Annotated in this window: 17 protein-coding genes and 1 other RNA gene; 7 read left to right on the top strand and 11 right to left on the bottom strand. The window is 71.9% G+C overall.

What is annotated here, in order from left to right:
* Nucleotides 1–299: 299 nt before the first annotated feature.
* Nucleotides 300–986 (bottom strand): NADPH-dependent F420 reductase, encoded by a 687-nt coding sequence (npdG, locus tag HAV40_RS21855; protein WP_166384119.1) that lies wholly within the window; start codon nt 984–986, stop codon nt 300–302.
* Nucleotides 987–1,020: 34 nt separating this feature from the next.
* Nucleotides 1,021–1,773, bottom strand: coding sequence for a sulfite exporter TauE/SafE family protein (locus tag HAV40_RS21850; protein ID WP_166384117.1), 753 nt, complete (start codon nt 1,771–1,773; stop codon nt 1,021–1,023).
* Between the two features lie 180 nt (nt 1,774–1,953).
* On the opposite strand from HAV40_RS21850, the gene rnpB reads away from it, so the two are divergent.
* Nucleotides 1,954–2,368, top strand: an RNA gene (gene rnpB, locus HAV40_RS21845) — RNase P RNA component class A.
* 48 nt (nt 2,369–2,416) lie between these two features.
* Here rnpB and HAV40_RS21840 read toward each other — a convergent pair.
* The gene (locus HAV40_RS21840) at nt 2,417–3,169 is read right to left on the bottom strand and encodes a hypothetical protein (protein ID WP_166384115.1); all 753 of its coding nucleotides are present in this window, start codon (nt 3,167–3,169) and stop codon (nt 2,417–2,419) included.
* Nucleotides 3,170–3,250: 81 nt separating this feature from the next.
* Here HAV40_RS21840 and HAV40_RS21835 point away from each other — a divergent pair, with 81 nt between their 5' ends.
* The 5 genes from HAV40_RS21835 to HAV40_RS21815 all read left to right on the top strand — a co-directional run bounded on the left by HAV40_RS21835 (nt 3,251) and on the right by HAV40_RS21815 (nt 7,892).
* A complete protein-coding gene (locus tag HAV40_RS21835; RefSeq protein WP_166384113.1) occupies nt 3,251–3,778 on the top strand; it encodes a hypothetical protein in 528 nt (175 codons plus the stop codon).
* A 3-nt stretch (nt 3,779–3,781) separates the two neighbouring features.
* The gene (locus HAV40_RS21830; protein WP_166384111.1) at nt 3,782–4,291 is read left to right on the top strand and encodes a hypothetical protein; all 510 of its coding nucleotides are present in this window, start codon (nt 3,782–3,784) and stop codon (nt 4,289–4,291) included.
* A 142-nt stretch (nt 4,292–4,433) separates the two neighbouring features.
* Complete coding sequence (locus HAV40_RS21825) at nt 4,434–4,931, top strand: protein-tyrosine phosphatase family protein (RefSeq protein ID WP_166384109.1); 498 nt, start codon at nt 4,434–4,436, stop codon at nt 4,929–4,931.
* 244 nt (nt 4,932–5,175) lie between these two features.
* A complete protein-coding gene (locus HAV40_RS21820) occupies nt 5,176–6,360 on the top strand; it encodes a histone (RefSeq protein WP_166384107.1) in 1,185 nt (394 codons plus the stop codon).
* Nucleotides 6,361–6,488: 128 nt separating this feature from the next.
* A complete protein-coding gene (locus HAV40_RS21815; protein WP_166384105.1) occupies nt 6,489–7,892 on the top strand; it encodes an RNB domain-containing ribonuclease in 1,404 nt (467 codons plus the stop codon).
* Nucleotides 7,893–7,947: 55 nt separating this feature from the next.
* Here HAV40_RS21815 and HAV40_RS21810 read toward each other — a convergent pair whose 3' ends face one another.
* The 5 genes from HAV40_RS21810 to HAV40_RS21790 are packed head-to-tail and all read right to left on the bottom strand — an operon-like array spanning nt 7,948 to nt 12,681.
* Nucleotides 7,948–9,216 carry a bifunctional RNase H/acid phosphatase gene (locus tag HAV40_RS21810; RefSeq protein WP_166384103.1) on the bottom strand — a complete coding sequence of 423 codons (1,269 nt, stop codon included), beginning with the start codon at nt 9,214–9,216 and terminating at the stop codon, nt 7,948–7,950.
* Nucleotides 9,213–9,953, bottom strand: a complete 741-nt coding sequence (locus HAV40_RS21805) for a zinc ribbon domain-containing protein (protein ID WP_166384101.1) — start codon at nt 9,951–9,953, stop codon at nt 9,213–9,215. The genes HAV40_RS21810 and HAV40_RS21805 overlap by 4 nt, the downstream gene beginning before the upstream one ends.
* A gap of 46 nt (nt 9,954–9,999) precedes the next feature.
* Nucleotides 10,000–10,818: a Nif3-like dinuclear metal center hexameric protein gene (locus HAV40_RS21800; RefSeq protein ID WP_166384099.1), complete on the bottom strand. Its 819-nt coding sequence runs from the start codon at nt 10,816–10,818 to the stop codon at nt 10,000–10,002.
* Nucleotides 10,819–10,867: 49 nt separating this feature from the next.
* Nucleotides 10,868–11,458, bottom strand: coding sequence for a flavoprotein (locus HAV40_RS21795; RefSeq protein ID WP_239086436.1), 591 nt, complete (start codon nt 11,456–11,458; stop codon nt 10,868–10,870).
* Nucleotides 11,455–12,681, bottom strand: coding sequence for a helix-turn-helix domain-containing protein (locus HAV40_RS21790; protein ID WP_166384097.1), 1,227 nt, complete (start codon nt 12,679–12,681; stop codon nt 11,455–11,457). The genes HAV40_RS21795 and HAV40_RS21790 overlap by 4 nt, the downstream gene beginning before the upstream one ends.
* Nucleotides 12,682–12,909: 228 nt before the next feature.
* On the opposite strand from HAV40_RS21790, the gene HAV40_RS21785 reads away from it, so the two are divergent.
* Nucleotides 12,910–13,632 carry a bifunctional DNA primase/polymerase gene (locus HAV40_RS21785; RefSeq protein WP_166384095.1) on the top strand — a complete coding sequence of 241 codons (723 nt, stop codon included), beginning with the start codon at nt 12,910–12,912 and terminating at the stop codon, nt 13,630–13,632.
* A 327-nt stretch (nt 13,633–13,959) separates the two neighbouring features.
* Here HAV40_RS21785 and HAV40_RS21780 read toward each other — a convergent pair whose 3' ends face one another.
* The 3 genes from HAV40_RS21780 to HAV40_RS21770 all read right to left on the bottom strand — a co-directional run bounded on the left by HAV40_RS21780 (nt 13,960) and on the right by HAV40_RS21770 (nt 17,543).
* Nucleotides 13,960–14,910 (bottom strand): type IV toxin-antitoxin system AbiEi family antitoxin domain-containing protein, encoded by a 951-nt coding sequence (locus tag HAV40_RS21780; RefSeq protein ID WP_166384093.1) that lies wholly within the window; start codon nt 14,908–14,910, stop codon nt 13,960–13,962.
* A 383-nt stretch (nt 14,911–15,293) separates the two neighbouring features.
* Entirely contained in the window at nt 15,294–16,388 is a 1,095-nt protein-coding gene (locus HAV40_RS21775; RefSeq protein WP_166384091.1) for a branched-chain amino acid aminotransferase, read from the bottom strand.
* A gap of 132 nt (nt 16,389–16,520) precedes the next feature.
* The gene (locus HAV40_RS21770) at nt 16,521–17,543 is read right to left on the bottom strand and encodes a 3-isopropylmalate dehydrogenase (protein ID WP_166384089.1); all 1,023 of its coding nucleotides are present in this window, start codon (nt 17,541–17,543) and stop codon (nt 16,521–16,523) included.
* Nucleotides 17,544–17,614 lie beyond the last annotated feature (71 nt).

Here is a 17,614-nt window from a genome sequence, read left to right as displayed (position 1 = left end):
AAGAGACGACGTCAGCACGGGCGACCACCACCACGGCACCACCACCCCGACCACGGCCGCAACCGCCACGCACGGTTTTCACCCGTGAACGGGCCGCCATTCAGGCGAAGGGACTAACCCACCCACCACCCCCGCGACCACCATCCCACGACCGCGCCCACGCCGCCCCACCCGCGCGGCCACGCCGCCCCACCCCTCTGCCGCAACTCTTAAAGAGTCGCGCCTTCGGACAGACTCGCAGGCCGCAACTCTTTAAGAGTTGCGGCGGGGGTGGGGGGCGCGCAGCGCCGGGGTGGGGGTTAGACGTCGGTGATGCGGAGGCCGGAGTGGGCTTTGTAGCGCTTGTTCATGGCGATGAGGTTGGCGGTGAGGGATTCGACCTGGCCGGCGTTGCGCAGGCGGCCGGCGTGGATGCCGCGCATGCCGGGGATGCGGCCCGCCAGCGCCTGGACCACGGCTACGGCTTCGCGGTCGTCGCCGAGGACCAGGATGTCCAGGTCCATGCTGGTCACCGCCGGGTCGGCCAGGAGTTCGGCGCTGACGTGGTGGAACGCGGCGGTCACCCGTGCTTCCGGGAGGATCGCGGCGGCCTGCTGCGCGGCGCTGCCCTCGTCGACCTTCAGCGCGTACGGGCCCTGCTTGTCGAAGCCGAGCGGGTTCACGCAGTCGACCACGATCTTGCCGACCAGCTGCTCGACCAGCCCGGCCAGCGTCTCGGCGTGCCCGGCGTAGGGAACCGCCACGATCAGCACGTCCGAGCGCGCCGCGACGTCGGCGTTGTCGCCGCCGCTGACGTTCCCGCCGGACAGCTCGGCCAGTTCGGCCGCCGACGCCGCCGCCCGGTCCGCGCTGCGGGAGCCGATCAGCACCTGCTGCCCGGCGACCGCCAGCCGGTACGCCAGGCCGCGGCCCTGATCGCCGGTGCCGCCGAGGATGCCTACCGTCAGCGCGCTGACGTCGGGAAGGGAAGCCAGGTCCAATGCCATACCCGATCTTCGCACTGAACGGGCGTTCATCGCGCTATGACATGGCTCGCAGGAACAGCACACCTGCCACGGTCACCCCGAACGCCACGATGACCGCCCGCAGCGTGCGTGCCGGCAGCCGCCGCCCGGCCCTAGCCCCCGCGAACCCGCCGAGCAGCGTCGCGGGCACCAGCACCGCCACCGCGGGCCAGTACACCGGCCCGAACAGCGTGTACATCGTGGTGGCGACCACGCCCACGACGAGCTGGAGGCTGTTCTTCAGCGCCACGACGCGGTTCAGCGACTCGACCACGACCACGCTCAGCACCGCGATCAGGATGACGCCGAGCACCGAGTTGAAGTAACCGCCGTACACCCCGACGAGGAAGAGCAGCACGAACCGCAACCAGACCGGCTGCGCGTGCGGCTCGCCGACCAGGCGGCCCACCCGCTCCTGGAACGCCAGCAGCAGCGAGGCGGCGAGCACGAGCAGGGGCATCAGCTTCGCGTACACCCCTGGCGGCGTGTGCAGCAGCAGCACGCAGCCCGTGACCGCGCCCACCAGCACCGTCGGCATGAGCGCGCGCAGCCGCGGCCCCTGCCCGCGCAGGTCCTGCCGGGTTCCCAGCACGCTGGCCGAGTACCCGCCGGTCACCGAGACCGAGTTGGTGACCGTCGCCTGGATCGGCGGCACCCCGAACGCCAGCAGCACCGGCAGCATGATCAGCGACCCGCCCCCGGCCACGGCGTTCACACCCCCGGCCGCCACCCCGGCCGCCCCGAGCAACACCAGCACCCCGAAGTCCACCGCCCAGACGCTATCGGCCCTCCCCTGCGCCGCTGCCCTGGCACGCGCTGCCGCCGCCTTTCAAGATCGCTGTTTCGGGTCGAAAGGTGAGGTCCAGCCGCAGATCTTGGCACGAGACAGCGATCAAGCCACGCCCGGCGACCCGCCCAGGCCGGCACGTATCATGGTCAACGCGACGGACGAGTCGGCCGGGCGGTCGCGTCATCACGGGCTGCGGCCCGGCGGTGCCGAGGAACGTCCGGACTCCACAGGGCAGGGTGGTTGTTAACGGCAACCCGGGGCGACCCGCGGGACAGTGCCACAGAGAACAGACCGCCCGCCGCCCCTCGGGGCAGCGGGTAAGGGTGAAACGGTGAGGTAAGAGCTCACCAGCACCCCGGGTGACCGGGGTGGCTAGGTAAACCCCACCCGGAGCAAGACCAAGAAAGGCTGCTCGATCCGCCTCGGCGGGCGGGTGGCCGCGCGGACGTTCGAGGGTGGCCCGCCCGATGTCCGCGGGTAGGTTGCTCGAGCCTGTCGGCAACGGCAGGCCTAGATGGATGGCCGCCCCGCGCGCGAGCGCGGACAGAATCCGGCGTACAGGCCGACTCGTCCGTCCCTGTACCGGCCTCGCCACCTGAGCGTGCACGCCGACCGGAAGCCGTTAGGAAGGTGCCCTTCCGCTCCCCATGGCGATGGGAAGGTGCCCTTCCTTGCCCACGGGGCGGCGCGGGGACGGCCGGGATGGGGACGGCTGGAGGTGCAGGGCGGCGGCGTAGATGAACAGGACGACGCCGAGCATCTCGCACAGCTCCTCGGCGGAGGCGGCCAGCACGTAGCGCATCGAGGCCCAGCCGGGCGTGAAGCCTATGTTCTCCCGGCCCGCGTACGCGCCCAGCACCTCGATCCCGGCGGCCCCGCCCAGGAACAGCGCGGCCGCGCCGAGCATCAGCCAGCGCACGCGCGACGGCAGGGCCAGCAGCAAGCGCAGGTAGGACAGCCCGAGCACGAGTACCAGCGGCGCCGCGAGCACCAGCCAGGACAGGTACGACGCCCCGCCCGCGTCCAGCACGTCGGCCTGCGCCCCGAGCTCGTGGAACTGCGAGAACTCGTCCAGCGACAGCCCGGTGAAGACGACCGCGAGCACCCGCCAGTGGCGGCGGAAGCGCCCGCCCGCGCCGCCGAGCTGCCACAGCAGCAGCGCGGCGAGGAACAGCAGCCCGCTGGAGTACCAGGTGGGCAGGTTCTGCTCCTTGTCGACGTAGAAGAACTTGACGATCCGGCCCCAGTACGGGATGAGGTCGTACACCCCGAACCCGTGGTAGACGATCGTGAACCCGAGGCTGGCGAGGTGGATCGCCGCCGTGGCCCACAGCAGCACGCGCAGCAGCCGCGACGCCGGCATGTCGAGTCTCATGCCTGACCAACGATGTGCCGAGGGTCCACAGCACGGTGTACGCCGCTACCTCCTCCGGCGGTTTTGTGCCATAGTCACCCGGTGTCCGATACCCCCGCACGGATGCTCGCGCTCGCCGGTGTCCTGATCGCCCTGCTGAGCCTCGCCGTCGCGCTGGCCGGTTACCGGCGCACCCGGCTGGCCGCGCCGAGCGCGCGGCTGTACCACATCAACAACTTCGGGCCCGGTGACGCGAAGGAGTTCCTGATCGCCACGACCGTGACGAACGGGACACTCGGCGCGGTGCAGGTGGTGACCTGCGAGTTCGAGGTGAAGGGCCTGCGCGGGCGGCACATGGTGGGCGGGCAGAGCCGCCGGGGGCCGGAGTTGCCGTTCAAGGTGGAGGGTCACCACTCGGCGACCTGGACCGTGCCGGTCGCCGACGTGGCCGAGCTGCTCAAGGTGTACGGCAAGCAGAACGCGAAGATCCGGGCGGTGCTGGCGCTGGGCAGCGGCCGTGACGTCAAGGGCGGCTGGTTCGGTTTCGACTCCGACAAGTGGGGCGCCGGCAGCGACAAGGCCAAGCCCGCCGGGACCCGTTCGGCGAGCCCGGCGAAGGCGAAGGCCTGAGCCGTGACCGGCGTCGACATGTACTGGGAGCAGGTGCCCGAGGCGGAACTGGCCGGTTCGCCGCGCAGGCTGTGGGACCGCTCGCCGGTGTTCGACGACGCTGCCTGCGAGCGGGCACTGGCCGACGGCACCGTGCGGCTGGTGCCAGAGCACTATCTGCTGCTGGAGGTGCTGTTCGCGGGCAGCCAGGGGCCGGGGCACCCGGTGGCCGGGCTGGTCGTTTCGGGCGGGGCCTGGCATCCGGTCGACCTGTCCGGGGCGTCCGACGACGAGATCGGCGTGCTCACCGTCGGGGAGGTCCGTGCCGTCTCGGATTTCCTGCGGGACGCGCAGCCGAACGCCTGGATCGCGCGCCGGGAGAGCGAGCTGTCCGCCGTGCTCCGCGGCTACTCGACCCGCCAGTGGGACGACCTGCTGGCCCGCAGGCTGGCCCGGCATGCCGAAGGGTTGGCGGCGTTCTACCATCGCGCGGCCACCGACGGCGACGCCGTCGTGAAGATCCTGGCCGGCTGATCAGGGCGTCGTCGCGGGTGCGCCTGCCCCATCCGGCTCCCTCGGCCTGCTGCCACGCGGCTGACGTACCGCCTGATATGGCTCGGGTCGGCATGCGTCGCGCCGAGACGGTCGCCACGGTGCGCTCGGCGATAATCGCGGCATGCCCACCACCGCATACGTCGTCGTCTGGCCTGCCCCGGGAAGGCTCGCGGTGATGCCCCGTCCCGAGGGCGGTGAGCGGCTGGCGGATGAGATGGCGAACCTGCGGGGCAACGGCGTGGACGTCGTCGTATCCGCGCTGACGGCCCCGGAGAACGACGCGCTCGGCCTGCGCGGCGAGGACGAGGCGGTGCGGGCGGCCGGGATGCGGTTCGTCTCCTTCCCCATCCCCGATTTCGGCGTGCCGGACTTCGCCGCGTACCGGGAACTGACCGGGCGCCTGGCCGAGGAGGTCGCGGAAGGGCGGTTCGTGCTGGTGCACTGCCGCGGCGGGATCGGGCGGGCCACCGTGGTCGCGGGTGGGGTGCTGATCCGGCTCGGGGCGAGCGCGGCCGACGCGGTGGCCGCGATCGGTGCGGCGCGAGGGATTCCGGGGCCGGAGACCGAGCCGCAACGGGCGATCCTGGCGCGCTTGGCCGGGTTGGCGGGTCCCCGGTAGACCTGCGCCCCGCGTGCCGCAAAGCGCGGCGGGGCAACCGATGCCGCGATACGTGCACTGTGGAGCGGTCACATCGGCACTCATAGCAATTTGACTTTTTTACGGATTTCGCCAGCACATGGGTCATTTGCGGCGCACAGTGATGTCTGGAGCAGCAGTGCGCGGACAAAGCGCCGTGGCCACCGCTGTTTCGCGGTTCCGCCGGAGACATTCCGGCAGGACGTTCCCGTGAGGAGGACAAGCGATGGCCGTAGCCAAGGCCGCAGCGAAGAAGGCCCCAGCGAAGAAGGCCGCTGCCAAGAAGGCGGTAGCCAAGAAGGCGCCGAGCCGGCCGGCCGCGGCGAAGAAGGCCGCGCCTGCCAGAAAGACCTCGCCCGCCAAGAAGACCACGACCGCACGCAAGACGACGACGGCGGCGAAGAAGACCACCGCCGCCAAGAAGACGTCCCCGGCCAGGAAGGCCACCGCGGTCCGTAAGACGACCGCCGCGAAGAAGACCACGGCGGCCAGGACGACCGCTGCCAAGAAGACCACGGCCGCACGCAAGACCACGGCGGCGGCCCGCAGCACCGGCCTCAAGAAGGTCACCGCCGCGGTCAAGAAGACGGCGGCGAAGAAGGCCGTGACGGCCAAGAAGACGACCGCCGCGAAGAAGACGACGCCCGTGAAGAAGGCCGCACCGGCCCGGAAGACGACGACGGCGGCGAAGAAGACCACCGCCGCCAAGAAGACGTCCCCGGCCAGGAAGGCCACCGCGGTCCGTAAGACGACCGCCGCGAAGAAGACCACAGCGGCCAGGACGACCGCTGCCAAGAAGACCACGGCCGCACGCAAGACCACGGCCAGGAAGGCGACCGCGAAGAAGACCACGGCGGCCGCTCGCAGCACGGGCATCCGAAAGATCACCGCTGCGGTGAAGAAGACGGCCGCCGCGAAGAAGACGACCGCGGCCAGGAAGACGACGACGGCCCGGAAGACGGCGGCCAAGAAGGCGTCGCCTGCCCGCAAGTCCGTCGCGGCGAAGAAGACGACGGCCGTCAGGAAGACGGCGGTGGCGAAGAAGACCTCGCCCGCCCGCAAGGCGACGGCCCGCAAGAGCACCACGGTCCGCAAGACCACGGCCGCGAAGAAGACCGCTCCGGCGCGCAAGAGCGCCACCGCGGTCCGCAAGACCACCGTCGCCCGCAAGACCACCACGGCCCGCAAGGCGACCGGGGCAAAGAAGATCACCGCGGCGGTACGCCGGACCGGTGGCCGTACCACGGTGAAGAAGGCCATCGCGGCCAAGAAGGTGACGCCGATGAAGAAGGCGACCACCGCGCGCAAGAGCGCCCCGGCCCGCAAGGCCATGGCGAAGACCGCACCGGCCCGCAAGACCACCATGCGCAAGACGGCGATGAAGAAGATGGCCCGCAAGTCCGTACGTTAACGGGCAGCGCCGCCCCGATCGGTGTCATCCACAGCGTGACCTGCGGATGGCACCGAGTCGTGTGCCCGACCGCGGTGCCGCCCGTACGGGCGGGGCCACCGCGCGCGGGCACCTGGTAAGAATGACCAATGGCATACCGCCGCCTGCACGCCGAGGCCATCGACTTCACCCCGCTGCGCCGCGAGTTGGAACTGCCCGACGGCTTCCCGCCCGCCGCGCAGGCCCAGGCCGAGGCGGCCGCCGCCGAGGTGAAGCTGCCCGACGCCGACCGCACCGACCTGCCCTTCGTCACCATCGACCCGCCCGGCTCCCGTGACCTGGACCAGGCCGTGTGCCTGGTGCGCCGCGACGGCGGCTACCGGGTCCACTACGCCATCGCCGACGTCGCGTCGTACGTGACGCCGGACAGCCCGCTGGAGGCCGAGACCTGGCGGCGCGGGCAGACGGTCTACCTGCCCGACGCCAAGGTCCCGCTGCACCCGCCGGTGCTCAGCGAGGGCGCGGTCAGCCTGCTGCCGGGCGTGGACCGGGCCGCGGTGGTGTGGACGATCGACGTCTCCGCCGACGGCGACACGGTCGGCGTACGGATGGAGCGGGCGCGGGTGCGCAGCCGGGCCAAGCTCGCCTACGAGGGCGTACAGGCCGATGTGGACAAAGGCACCCTCGCCGAGCCGATCGCGTTGCTGCCGGAGCTGGGAAAGCTGCTGACCGCGCGGGGGCTGGAGCGCGGCGCGATCAACCTGCCGATGCCCGAGCAGGAGATCGAGCCGCACGGCGACGGCTGGCAGCTGCGCCTGCGCGCCCCGCTGCCCGCCGAGGAGTGGAACGCCCAGATCTCCCTGCTGACCGGCCGCGCGGGCGCGGACATCATGCTCGCGGGGCGGATCGGCCTGCTGCGCACCATGCCCGCCCCGGACCCGGAGGCGGTGGCCCGGCTGCGCGTCGCGGCCAAGGGCCTGGGCGTGGACTGGCCCGCCGAGATGACGGTGGGTCAGGTGCTCGCCGGGCTGGACCCGGCCCAGCCCAAGCACGCCGCGTTCGTCGACGAGGCCGCCGAACTGCTGCGCGGCGCAGGGTACACGGCGTTCGCCGGGCAGGTGCCGGAGCAGCCGCTGCACAGCGCCGTCGCGGCGGCGTACGCCCATGTCACGGCCCCGCTGCGGCGGCTGGCCGACCGATACGTCACCGAGGTGTGCCTGGCCCTGCACGACGGCCGTGAGGTGCCCGCCTGGGCCGCCGCGGCGCTGCCCGAGCTGCCCGCCGTCATGTCCGGCACCGACCGGGTCTCCTCGGCGGCCGAACGCGGCGCGATCGACCTGGTCGAGGCGACCATCCTGGCGGGCCGCATCGGCGAGACCTTCCCGGCGACCGTCCTGGACACCAACCACGGCAAACCCGGCGGCACGGTCGCCCTGACCGAGCCCGCCGTACGCGCCCGCTGCGACGGCCAGCTGACCGCGGGCGACCAGGTCACCGTCCGCCTCACCCAGGCCGACCCCGTCAAGCGCCTGGTCCGCTTCACCCTCGCCTAGCGCAGTGCGAAGGGCACCTTCCACATGCTGTGGAAGGTGCCCTTCGCCACGTCTGTCAGAGGTTGGGCTGCAGGTGGGCGGTGTCGTTGACCGAGCGCACCGAGACGCCGCCGTCGGGCCACACGTCGACGATCGAGACCCCGGCCGGGTCCAGCAGCAGCCTGTACAGGAACGCGTCGCCCGCCGCGAGCGCGTCGCGCAGGATCAGCTTGATCGGCGACACGTGCGACACGATGACGACGGTCTGCCCCTCGTACGCCTTCTGCAACTTGCCCATCGCCCCGCGCACCCGCTTGGCGACCTGCTGGAACGACTCGCCCTTGGGCGGCGCGACCGAGGTCGAGGCCAGCCAGGCGTCCAGCTCGGCCGGATACTGCTCGCGCACGTCGCCGAAGGTCATCGCCTCCCAGACGCCGAAGTCGCACTCGATGAGGTCGTTCTCCACACCTACCGGGATGCCGCCCGCGGCCGCCGCGATCGCCGCCGCCGTGGCCTTGCACCGGCTCAGCGGCGAGCTGACCACCCGGTCCGGTCGCAGTCCCGCGACCCGTCGTCCCGCGGCCGCGGCCTGCTCCTCCCCCACCGCCGACAGCGGCACGTCACCGCGGCCGGAGTAGCGCTTCTGCGCGGTCATCTCCGTCTCGCCGTGCCGGACCAGCACCAGCCGCGTCGCGGGGGCCGTCCGGGGAGCCCAGTCCTCACGCGGCCGCGCTGTCGCGGTGCCACCGGCGGCGCGTCCGGACGCCGTCCCGGCACGGGAGTCCAGCCCGCCGGACGTGGCGGTCCTGCTCGCGGCGGAGCCGGTCGCCGCGTCACCATCGGGCACGATCGGGAAGGCGTCGGCGTCCCACGCGGTGACGATGCCGAACGCCGTCTCGCCGTCCAGCTTTCCGGCGGCCGATCCGCCCTTGCCGGCGGCGGCGTCCATGGCCGCGTTGGCCAGCGCGTCGGCGGCGCGGTTGCGCTCGCGCGGAATCCAGGTGTACGTGACCTGCTCGAACTTGCGCACCAGGGTGGCCACCTCGGCGGCCAGCGGGCGCAGTCCCGGGTGCTTGATCTGCCAGCGGCCGGACATCTGCTCGACCACCAGCTTGGAGTCCATCCGCGCCTCGACCTGCGACGCCCCCAGCTCGGCAGCGGCCTCCAGCCCGGCGATGAGCCCCCGGTACTCGGCGACGTTGTTCGTGGTCACGCCGAGCGCGGCGGCGCGTTCGGCGAGCACCTCACCGCTGGCCGGGTCGCGTACGACCGCGCCGTACCCGGCCGGGCCGGGGTTGCCGCGCGCCCCGCCGTCGGCCTCGATGATCACCTTTCCGATGGTCACAGGCCGGACTCCCCGGTGCGCACCATGATGCGGCGGCACTCCTCGCAGCGCACGACCTCGTCCACCGGGGCGGACTTGACCCGGTTGCGGTCCGCGCCGAACAGCTCCAGGCGGCAGCCGCCGCAGCGGCCGTACTGCACCAGGGCCGCGCCGAGCCCGCCCGACGACTCACGGATCTTGTCGTACAGCTGCACCAGCTCGGCGGGCAGGTCGGCGGCGAGCGGGCGGCGGGCGTTCTGCTTCCACTCCGCCTCCTTGGTGATCTCCGAGACGCTGTTGTCGCGGCGGTTCTCGGCGGCGATGCGCTTCTCCCGGGCGACGGAGATCTTCTCGTCGACGGCGTCCAGGGCGGCCTGCGACGTCTCGCGCTTCTCCATCAGCTCCAGCTCGGCGTCCTCCAGCTCGGACTGCCGCCGGGCGAGCGAGGCGATCTCGTGCTCCAGCGCGGTCAGCTCGCGCGCGGGCAGCCGGCCGTCGACGAGGCGCTGCTGGTCCTTGGCACTGCGCTGGCGTACGGTGTCGACCTCGCGCTCCAGCCGGGCGATGTCGCGGTCCAGGTCGTCGACGTCGACCTCGGCGCGGGCCCGCTCGTCCTCCAGCCGGCCGATCGCCTTGCCGAGCACGTCCAGCTCGGCGATCTCCGGCAGGTTCTTACGCCGGTGGGCCAGCTGCTGCAGCGTGGTGTCGATCGCCTGCAGGTCGAGCAACCGCTGTTGATCCTTCGGGTCGGCCTTCACGTCGGCACTCCTTCTCTCGCGGTTGTCCAGTTGTCAAAGGCCACGTTCAGGCGACCGGGTCAAGTGTCGCGCAGGCGTGGAATCCGAACGGATCGGTGGTGGTCTCGGAGACGATGGTCTCAAGTCCGGTCGCCGTACGCAGCCACGCGGCCAGGGGCGTCAGCCACGGCCGTTCGGTGGCGTAGTGGCCCGCGTCGACCAGCGCGGGGCCGCCCGTGGCCAGCACGTCGGCGACCCGGTGGTGTTTGAGGTCCCCGGTCAGGTAGACGTCGGCGCCCGCGGCGACCGCGTCGCGGATGAACTCGTCGCCCGAGCCGCCGCAGACCGCGACGGTGGAGACCGGCCGGGCCGGGTCGCCCGCGACGCGTACGCCCCAGTGGGCGACCGGCAGCGCGGCGGCCGCGAGGTGCGCGAACTCGCCCAGGGTGCACGGCGCGGGCAGGCGGCCGATCCGGCCGAAGCCGCGGCCCTCCTCGGTGGCCCGCAGCGGCCGGGTGCCGGTCAGGCCGAGCAGGTCGGCGAGCGCGTCGCTGACGCCGGGGTTCGCGACGTCGGCGTTGGTGTGCGCGACGTACAGCGCCACCCCGTTGCCGATCAGGTCGTGGATTATCCGGCCCTGGTAGGTCGTGGCAGCCACCGACGACACCCCGCTGAGCAGCAGCGGATGGTGCGCGATGATCATGTCCGCCCCGGTGTCGAGCGCCTCGGCGACCGTGGACGGCAGCACGTCCACCACCGCCAGCACCCGCGTCACCGGCTGCTCGGGCCGCCCGGTCACCAGGCCGACGCGGTCCCACGGCTCGGCCCACCGCGCCGGGAACTCGTTCTCCAGCAGCTCGGCGAAGGTCGCGACAGTCCAGGTCACCCGGACAGACTACTGCGCAGGGGGCGGCGGGCCGCGTGGCGCGGGCGGCTCACGCGGCGGGCGGGCAGAGCTTCTCGGCCGCGTCGAGGGCCAGCGCCCAGCCGAACTCGTGGCGGTTGGCGTCACCCTCCCCCGGTGCGGGCAGTTTGAGCACGTCGTCGCCGTACAGCACGGTGATGCCCCAGCCGCGCAGCCGCACGATGTTCTCCTGGAACGCCGGGTGCCGCGCCATCGCCGCGTTGGTGAACGGCATCGCCACGATCGGCAGGCCCTTGCCCTGGCTCTCCACGATCAACCCCAGCGCGAGCGTATCGGCGATGCCCGCACCCCACTTGTTCACCGTGTTCACCGTCGCCGGGGCCACGATCAGCACATCCGGCGACGGGAGCACGTCGGGGTCACCGGGGTTCTTGTAGGTGCTGCGCACGGGATGGCCGGTCAGCGTCGCGAGCGCCGGGACGTCGACGAACTTGCGCCCGTCCGGCGTGACCACCACGCACACGTCGTAGCCGCGCTCCTGGGCGAGCCCGACCAGCAGCCCGACGTCGCGGGTCACCGGCGAGCCGCAGGCGATGACGTACAGCACCGTCCGGACACCCGGTCCGGCCGTGCCCGTCACGCTGCCCGCCAGGCCGCTCACACGCCCACCCCCATCTGCTCGGCCAGCTCGGCCAGGGACGCCGTGGGCGTGCCGCGGGTGCGCCGCAGCACGTCGCTGAGCACCTCGTGCGCGATCGGCCGGCAGCGGATCTCGGCGGGCGCCAGCAGATCGCCCTCCAGCAGCATCTCGCCCGCCCGCTCGACGTCGCCCACCTGGGCGAAGCCACGGGCCATGTCGAGGTAGTGGTGGGCGCGGCGCTCGGGCAGCATCGCGTTGAACGCGGTCGGGTCCAGCCCGTCGTGGATGGAGATGGCCAGGCCGCCCTCACCGAGTTCGACCGCCGCGGCGGCCCGGTGCACGAGCACGTTGGTAGGGCCGAAGCTGGTCCAGTAGTGGTTCTTGTCGCCGCCCAGCCCCGCCGCGGCCTCCTGGGCCGCGGACAGCAGATCGCGCATCGTCGCGCTGTCGCCGATGCAGGAGGCGGCCATCGCACCCTGCAGCAGCAGGAAGCCGTACACCGAGAGCTGGTCGTCGGTGGTCGCGCCCGGCGTCGGGCAGAGCCGGTTGGCGATGTTGACGTTGACCTCCAGCGCGGCCCGGTGGCGGCCCAGAGCGCGCAGCGCGTTCGCCACGCGGGTGGTGGCCACGCCGGCGAGCAGCTGGTCACCGGCCCGCTGCGACACCGCGATCGAGCGGTCCGCGGCCAGCCAGCTCAGGTCCAGTTCACCGAGCTTGCGCAACACCGACGAGGCCAGCTGGTACACCTGGCCGAGCAGGTGCGCCGCCTCGCGGGAGTCGTCGGAGTGGGCGTACGCCGTGTCGGCGGCCTGGGCGTCGCGCAGCAGCTTGGGCAGCGCGCGGGCCAGCACGCCGTAGCGGCCGTGCTCCCATGTCTGCCACGCGTGCAGGGCGGCCTTGCGCATCTCCGTGATCGGCGGCGGTTCCGGGGTCGCGTAGAAGAACGCGCTGATCTGGTCGTAGCGCTCCAGCGCGGACCGGATCTCGGCGACCTCGATCTGGTCGATGCAGTTCATGCTGTCGGGGCGGCGCTCCGGGTCCTTGCCCAGCAGCAGCTGGACGTCGAGCTGGAGCACGTCGGCGATCTCGTAGACGACCGAGAACTTGTCGAGTCGGCGTACGCCGCGCTCCACCTTGTCCACCCAGCTCTTGGATTTGCCCAGGCGGTCGGCGAAGACCTGCTGCGACATCTTGCGGCGGTTGCGCCAGTACGACACCCGGCGGCCTATCGGCAGCTCTTCCATCCTCCAGCCCTCCCCTCATCGGGTCGGTCTGACCGAGTCGCACAGTCTGTGCGCCCACTTCCGGTCCGACACTCGTATCTTTAAATGCAAGTTGCAGTTGGACAATGCATTCAGACGATTGCTCTGGACTGTTGTCGATGTAACGACGGCTCGGCGTGTCGGTGACGGCTTTTGCGGATGTCGATCTCTAGGATCGACGCCCCTAACCCGGAAGTGGGGGTCGGACTCATGCGGTGGCCACAGGCGCCGTTCGGCAAAGGCCTGTTGCGGCGGCGGTTGCGCCTGGCGGCGCAGCGGTTCGCCGACCACGGCTGGGCGGTGACACCGGGCGGATACTTCAACGGCCGGCGCATGGCATGTGACCGCCTGAACTGCTTCGCCACCAGCAGCCACCCGCTGTACGAGGACTGGGAGAACCGGTCCAGCACCCGCTCAGCGCAGCTCGACGAATGGTGGAGCGAACGCCCGCACGCGCTGCTGCTGCCCACCGGCCACGCCTTCGACGTGCTGGAGGTGCCCGCCCTGCTCGGCTCGCGCGCCGTGTACGGGCCGCCCACCGGACCGGGCCGCGCAACGTCGGCGGGCCGCGTACGCGGACCCGTCGCGGTCACCGCCGCAGGCAGCTGGATGTTCCTGATGCGTTCCGGCGGCGCGCTCGCGCCGGAACTGGACCACCGCGTCGACATCGTGCAGCACTCGCGGGGCTCGTGGATCCCCGCCCCGCCGACGGTGCTGCCCGACGGCCCGATCAGGTGGAAAGTCTCGCCGCAGAGCATCGGCTGGCAGCTGCCCGATCCGGAGGAGTTCCAGCAGGCACTCGTGCAGGCGCTGGTCGCGCTCGATGCCGCGTTCCTCGACCTGCCGCTCAGCGCCCGCCGCCGCCTGGCCCCGCCGGCCCTGTCCCGGCCGGCCGCCCTCAAACCCACCCCGACCCTGCGCCGAGCCTTCTGAGCAGCAGCCCCGCCACCCCTCGAACCCGCCTGATGACGCGCATCGGGCAGCGACCGCCCGGCAGGGCGGTCGTTAGGTGAGGTATCGAGGAGGTCCGACATGGCACCTGACAACGTAGAGCGACACCTGGCGCACGTCGAGTCCCAATTTGGGGTCATACGATCGTCCGTAGCGCGCTGGGCCGGCACCCGACCCGCCGGCACCCGTCCGCACGGTTCCCGCCCATCGGGATCACGCCCCACCAGCACTCACCGTCCCACCCGCTAGACCCCTCCCGAGCGAGGAAGGGCACCTTCCCGTCGCCATCCGTCGAGCAAGGGCGCCTTCCTAACTCCGCACCACGCGCACGCTGGTGCGGAAGCCCTTTCGCAGGGTCGCGGCTTCAGCCACGATGCGGCGTACCTCGTCCGGCTGACCCGCCACGAACGAGGGCGTGAAGTGCAGCACCTGCACGCCGTGCCGCCCGAGCGCGTTGTGCCGTTCCAGGGAGCGGGCCCAGTCCTCCCGGCTCGGATGGGACTCCCGCGCATCCACCTCGATCGCCAGCGCCGCGCCCGGCACGTAGCCGCCGGGCGTGGGCAGCGGTGTGCCGTCGGTCAACGCGAGCCGCGGATTCCACAGCACCGGACCCAGCTCCGGCAGCCCGGCCAGCAGAGCCCGCGCCTGCGCGGCCGGGGCCGGACCCGCCCCGCCCGCGAGCTCGGCCAGCACCTTGCGGGCCACCGCCGTACGGCTGCGCCCGGCGCGGCTGATCTCGTCGTCGAGCCGCCTCGGCGGGACCCGGAAACGCTGCACAGCCTCGGCCATCACCGTGCGCACGGCACGCAGTTCGCGCAGCTCCCGGCACGTGTCGACGACCGCGCGGGCCGGGCTGACCACCCGGTAGAGGTCGGTGTGCCGGGCGCGCCGGTCGAGGGTCAGCGCTCGCTTCACGACGGCGAAGCCGTGGGAACGGCAGCGGGTCGCGTGCGGGACGACCAGGTTCACCTCCTGCGCCGGTGGCAGTGCACGGAAGCCGTACCAGGCGAGCGCGCTCGGGCCGGTGATCTGCGCGTCGGGGCCCGCGTACAGGGCGGCGGCGACGCGGCGCTGCTCGTCGGTCAGGGTGTCGCCGTGTACGCAGTAGACCCCGGCGAGGGCGCGCTGCCAGCGGCCGGTCTGGATGCGGCGGTAGATCAGCATGTCGGTGTGCCCGGCGGCCAGCACCTGCGCTCGGGTCAGCAACTGCTGTTGCCGCTGCGCCAGTGCGTCCAGGACGGCGGTGGAATCGGAAGCCATGCAGGGCAGATTCGCCGTGAGACGTACGCCGGACAACCACGTGACCTGCGCTGCCTGTGGACGGACCACCGCTTGTGGACAACCACCGCCCACCGAGTTGATCTGCTATGCACCACCGCCACCGCCCCGTCTGGCCGCCCGCCACCTGGCTGCCGCGCCGCGCGGGTCGGCACCGCCCGTGAAGATCGCCGTTTGCGGTCAAAACCTATGGTCCCACCACAGGTTTTGACCGCAAACGGCGATCTTGGACCTCCTGGCGTTAAGAAGGGCACCTTCCTCAACGCGGAGCGTTAAGAAGGTGCCCTTCCTTCGACCGGAAGCCGGTGGCCGGAGCCCGGTGCCGTTGCCGATGGCCGGTGGCTGGTACCGGTGGCCGGGGTTGGTTACAGGGTGGATGTCCAGCCGTAGGGGTCGGCGGAGCGGCCGTACTGGATGTCGACCAGGGACTGGCGCAGGCCGGCGGTGACCGGGCCGGTGCCGCCGTCGCCGAGCTTGAACTCGCCGTCGACGCCGCGCACGGTGCCGATCGGGGTGAGCACGGCGGCGGTGCCGCAGGCGAAGGTCTCCACGATCTCGCCGCTGCGCGCGCCGTCGCGCCACTCGTCGATGGTGACGGGGCGTTCCTCGACGGCGCGTCCCTGCTCGCGGGCGAGCTGGATGATCGAGTCGCGGGTGATGCCGGGCAGGATCGACCCGTTGAGCTCGGGCGTGAACATCGAGCCGTCGGCGCGCACGAAGAAGACGTTCATGCCGCCGAGTTCGTCGACGTACTTGCGCTCCACGGCGTCGAGGTAGACGACCTGGTCGCAGCCGTTCTCGGCGGCCTGGGCCTGGGCCAGCAGCGAGGCGGCGTAGTTGCCGCCGCACTTGGCCGCGCCGGTGCCGCCGGGCGCGGCCCGGGTGTAGTCGTCGGACACCCAGATGGTGACCGGCTTGAGGCCGCCCGAGAAGTACGGCCCGACCGGCGACGCGATCACGCAGTACAGGTATTCGCGGGCCGGCCGCACGCCGAGGAAGACCTCGCTGGCGTACTGGAACGGGCGCAGGTAGAGGCTGCCCTCGGCGCTGGTCGGGATCCACTCCTGGTCGATGCCGACGAGCTGGCGGATCGAGTCCAGGAACAGCTCCTCCGGCAGCGGGGCCATCGCCATGCGCTGGGCCGACGCCGCGAACCGGCGCGCGTTGGCGTCGGGGCGGAAGAAGCCGACCCGGCCGTCGGCGCGCCGGTAGGCCTTCATGCCCTCGAAGATCTCCTGCGCGTAGTGCAGTACGGCGGTCGCCGGGTCCATCGGGATGGGCGCCCGCGCTTCGACGCGCGCGTCGTACCAGCCCTTGCCCTCGGCGTACCGGATGGTCACCATGTGATCGGTGAAGATCCGTCCGAAGCCGGGGTTGGCCAGCAGCGCTTCGCGCTCCGTGGCCGATACCCGCTGCGAACTCTCACGGATCTCGAAGTCGATCGTGCCACCGCCGCTCATGCGCGCTGCCCTCCATCGTTGCGGGATCTGGGGGAAAACTTACCTCTAACGGTCGTTCAACCCCAGCCCGGTCGATGACCTGGGCAGTTTATGCGTATCCGCCCCGGTCACCGACGGACCGAGGCCCGGCGGTCATGCTACGAGTACGGATACCCGGTCGCCGACCTCGGCGGTGCGGATCGGCTCCCCGGTGCGCCCGGAGAGCTCGGTGGCCACCGCTTCTTCGATCTTGCGGGCCTCGTCGGGGTGGCCCAGGTGCTCCAGGCACAGCGCCACCGACAGGATGGCCGCCACGGGGTCGGCCTTGCCCTGGCCCGCGATGTCCGGCGCGGAGCCGTGCACCGGCTCGAACATCGACGGGTAGGCCCGCGTCGGATTGATGCAGCCGCTCGCGGCCAGGCCGATGCCACCGGTGACGGCGGCCGCGATGTCGGTCAGGATGTCGCCGAACAGGTTGTCGGTGACGATCACGTCGTAACGCTGCGGGTTCGTCACCATGAACATGGCCGCCGCGTCGACGTGCTGGTACTCCGTCGCGATGTCCGGGAACTCGGTGGCCACCTCGGCGAAGGTGCGCGCCCACAGGCCGCCCGCGTGGGTCAGCACGTTGGTCTTGTGCACCATGGTGACCTTGCGGCGGGTCCGGCTGCCGGCGCGGGCGAAGGCGTCGCGGATGACGCGCTCCACGCCGTGGCGGGTGTTCAGGCTCTCCTCGGTGGCGATCTCCGCCGGGGTGCCCCGGTGCAGGCCGCCGCCGGCGCCCGCGTACAGGCCCTCGGTGCCCTCGCGCACCACCACGAAGTCGATCTCACCCGGCTTCACTCCGGCCAGCGGGCCGGTGGTGCCGGGCCACAGCCGCGAGGGGCGCAGGTTGACGTACTGGTCGAAGTCGAAGCGCAGCTTCAGCAGCAGGCCCCGCTCCAGCACGCCCGGCGGCACGGAGGGGTCGCCGACCGCGCCGAGCAGGATCGCGTCGTGCTGGGCGAGCTCGTCGCGCACGGAGTCCGGGAACACCTCACCGGTCCGGTGGTAGCGCGCCGCGCCGAGGTCATACGGCGTCGTCTCCACGCCCGGCAGCACCGCGTCGAGGACCTTGAGTCCCTCCGCCACCACCTCGGCGCCGATCCCGTCACCCGCCACGACCGCGATGCGCATGCCAGCCCGCTCCCTACCGCTTCCGCTCATTGCACATGTCTACCGAACGTTAAGCCCCGCTCCCACCCAAC

The organism is Catellatospora methionotrophica, from assembly GCF_011297335.1.
Classification (GTDB): Bacteria; Actinomycetota; Actinomycetes; order Mycobacteriales; family Micromonosporaceae; genus Catellatospora; species Catellatospora methionotrophica.
This window is presented reverse-complemented; position numbering and strand designations above follow the sequence as displayed.

Excerpts from the sequence above, each read along its gene's own strand:
- HAV40_RS21780 (WP_166384093.1), bottom strand. The coding sequence starts at position 14,910 with ATGGCTTCCGATTCCACCGCCGTCCTGGACGCACTGGCGCAGCGGCAA.
- HAV40_RS21770 (WP_166384089.1), bottom strand. The coding sequence starts at position 17,543 with ATGCGCATCGCGGTCGTGGCGGGTGACGGGATCGGCGCCGAGGTGGTG.
- HAV40_RS21815 (WP_166384105.1), top strand. The coding sequence starts at position 6,489 with ATGGCATACCGCCGCCTGCACGCCGAGGCCATCGACTTCACCCCGCTG.
- HAV40_RS21825 (WP_166384109.1), top strand. The coding sequence starts at position 4,434 with ATGCCCACCACCGCATACGTCGTCGTCTGGCCTGCCCCGGGAAGGCTC.
- HAV40_RS21775 (WP_166384091.1), bottom strand. The coding sequence starts at position 16,388 with ATGAGCGGCGGTGGCACGATCGACTTCGAGATCCGTGAGAGTTCGCAG.
- HAV40_RS21785 (WP_166384095.1), top strand. The coding sequence starts at position 12,910 with ATGCGGTGGCCACAGGCGCCGTTCGGCAAAGGCCTGTTGCGGCGGCGG.
- HAV40_RS21840 (WP_166384115.1), bottom strand. The coding sequence starts at position 3,169 with ATGAGACTCGACATGCCGGCGTCGCGGCTGCTGCGCGTGCTGCTGTGG.
- npdG (WP_166384119.1), bottom strand. The coding sequence starts at position 986 with ATGGCATTGGACCTGGCTTCCCTTCCCGACGTCAGCGCGCTGACGGTA.
- HAV40_RS21820 (WP_166384107.1), top strand. The coding sequence starts at position 5,176 with ATGGCCGTAGCCAAGGCCGCAGCGAAGAAGGCCCCAGCGAAGAAGGCC.
- HAV40_RS21790 (WP_166384097.1), bottom strand. The coding sequence starts at position 12,681 with ATGGAAGAGCTGCCGATAGGCCGCCGGGTGTCGTACTGGCGCAACCGC.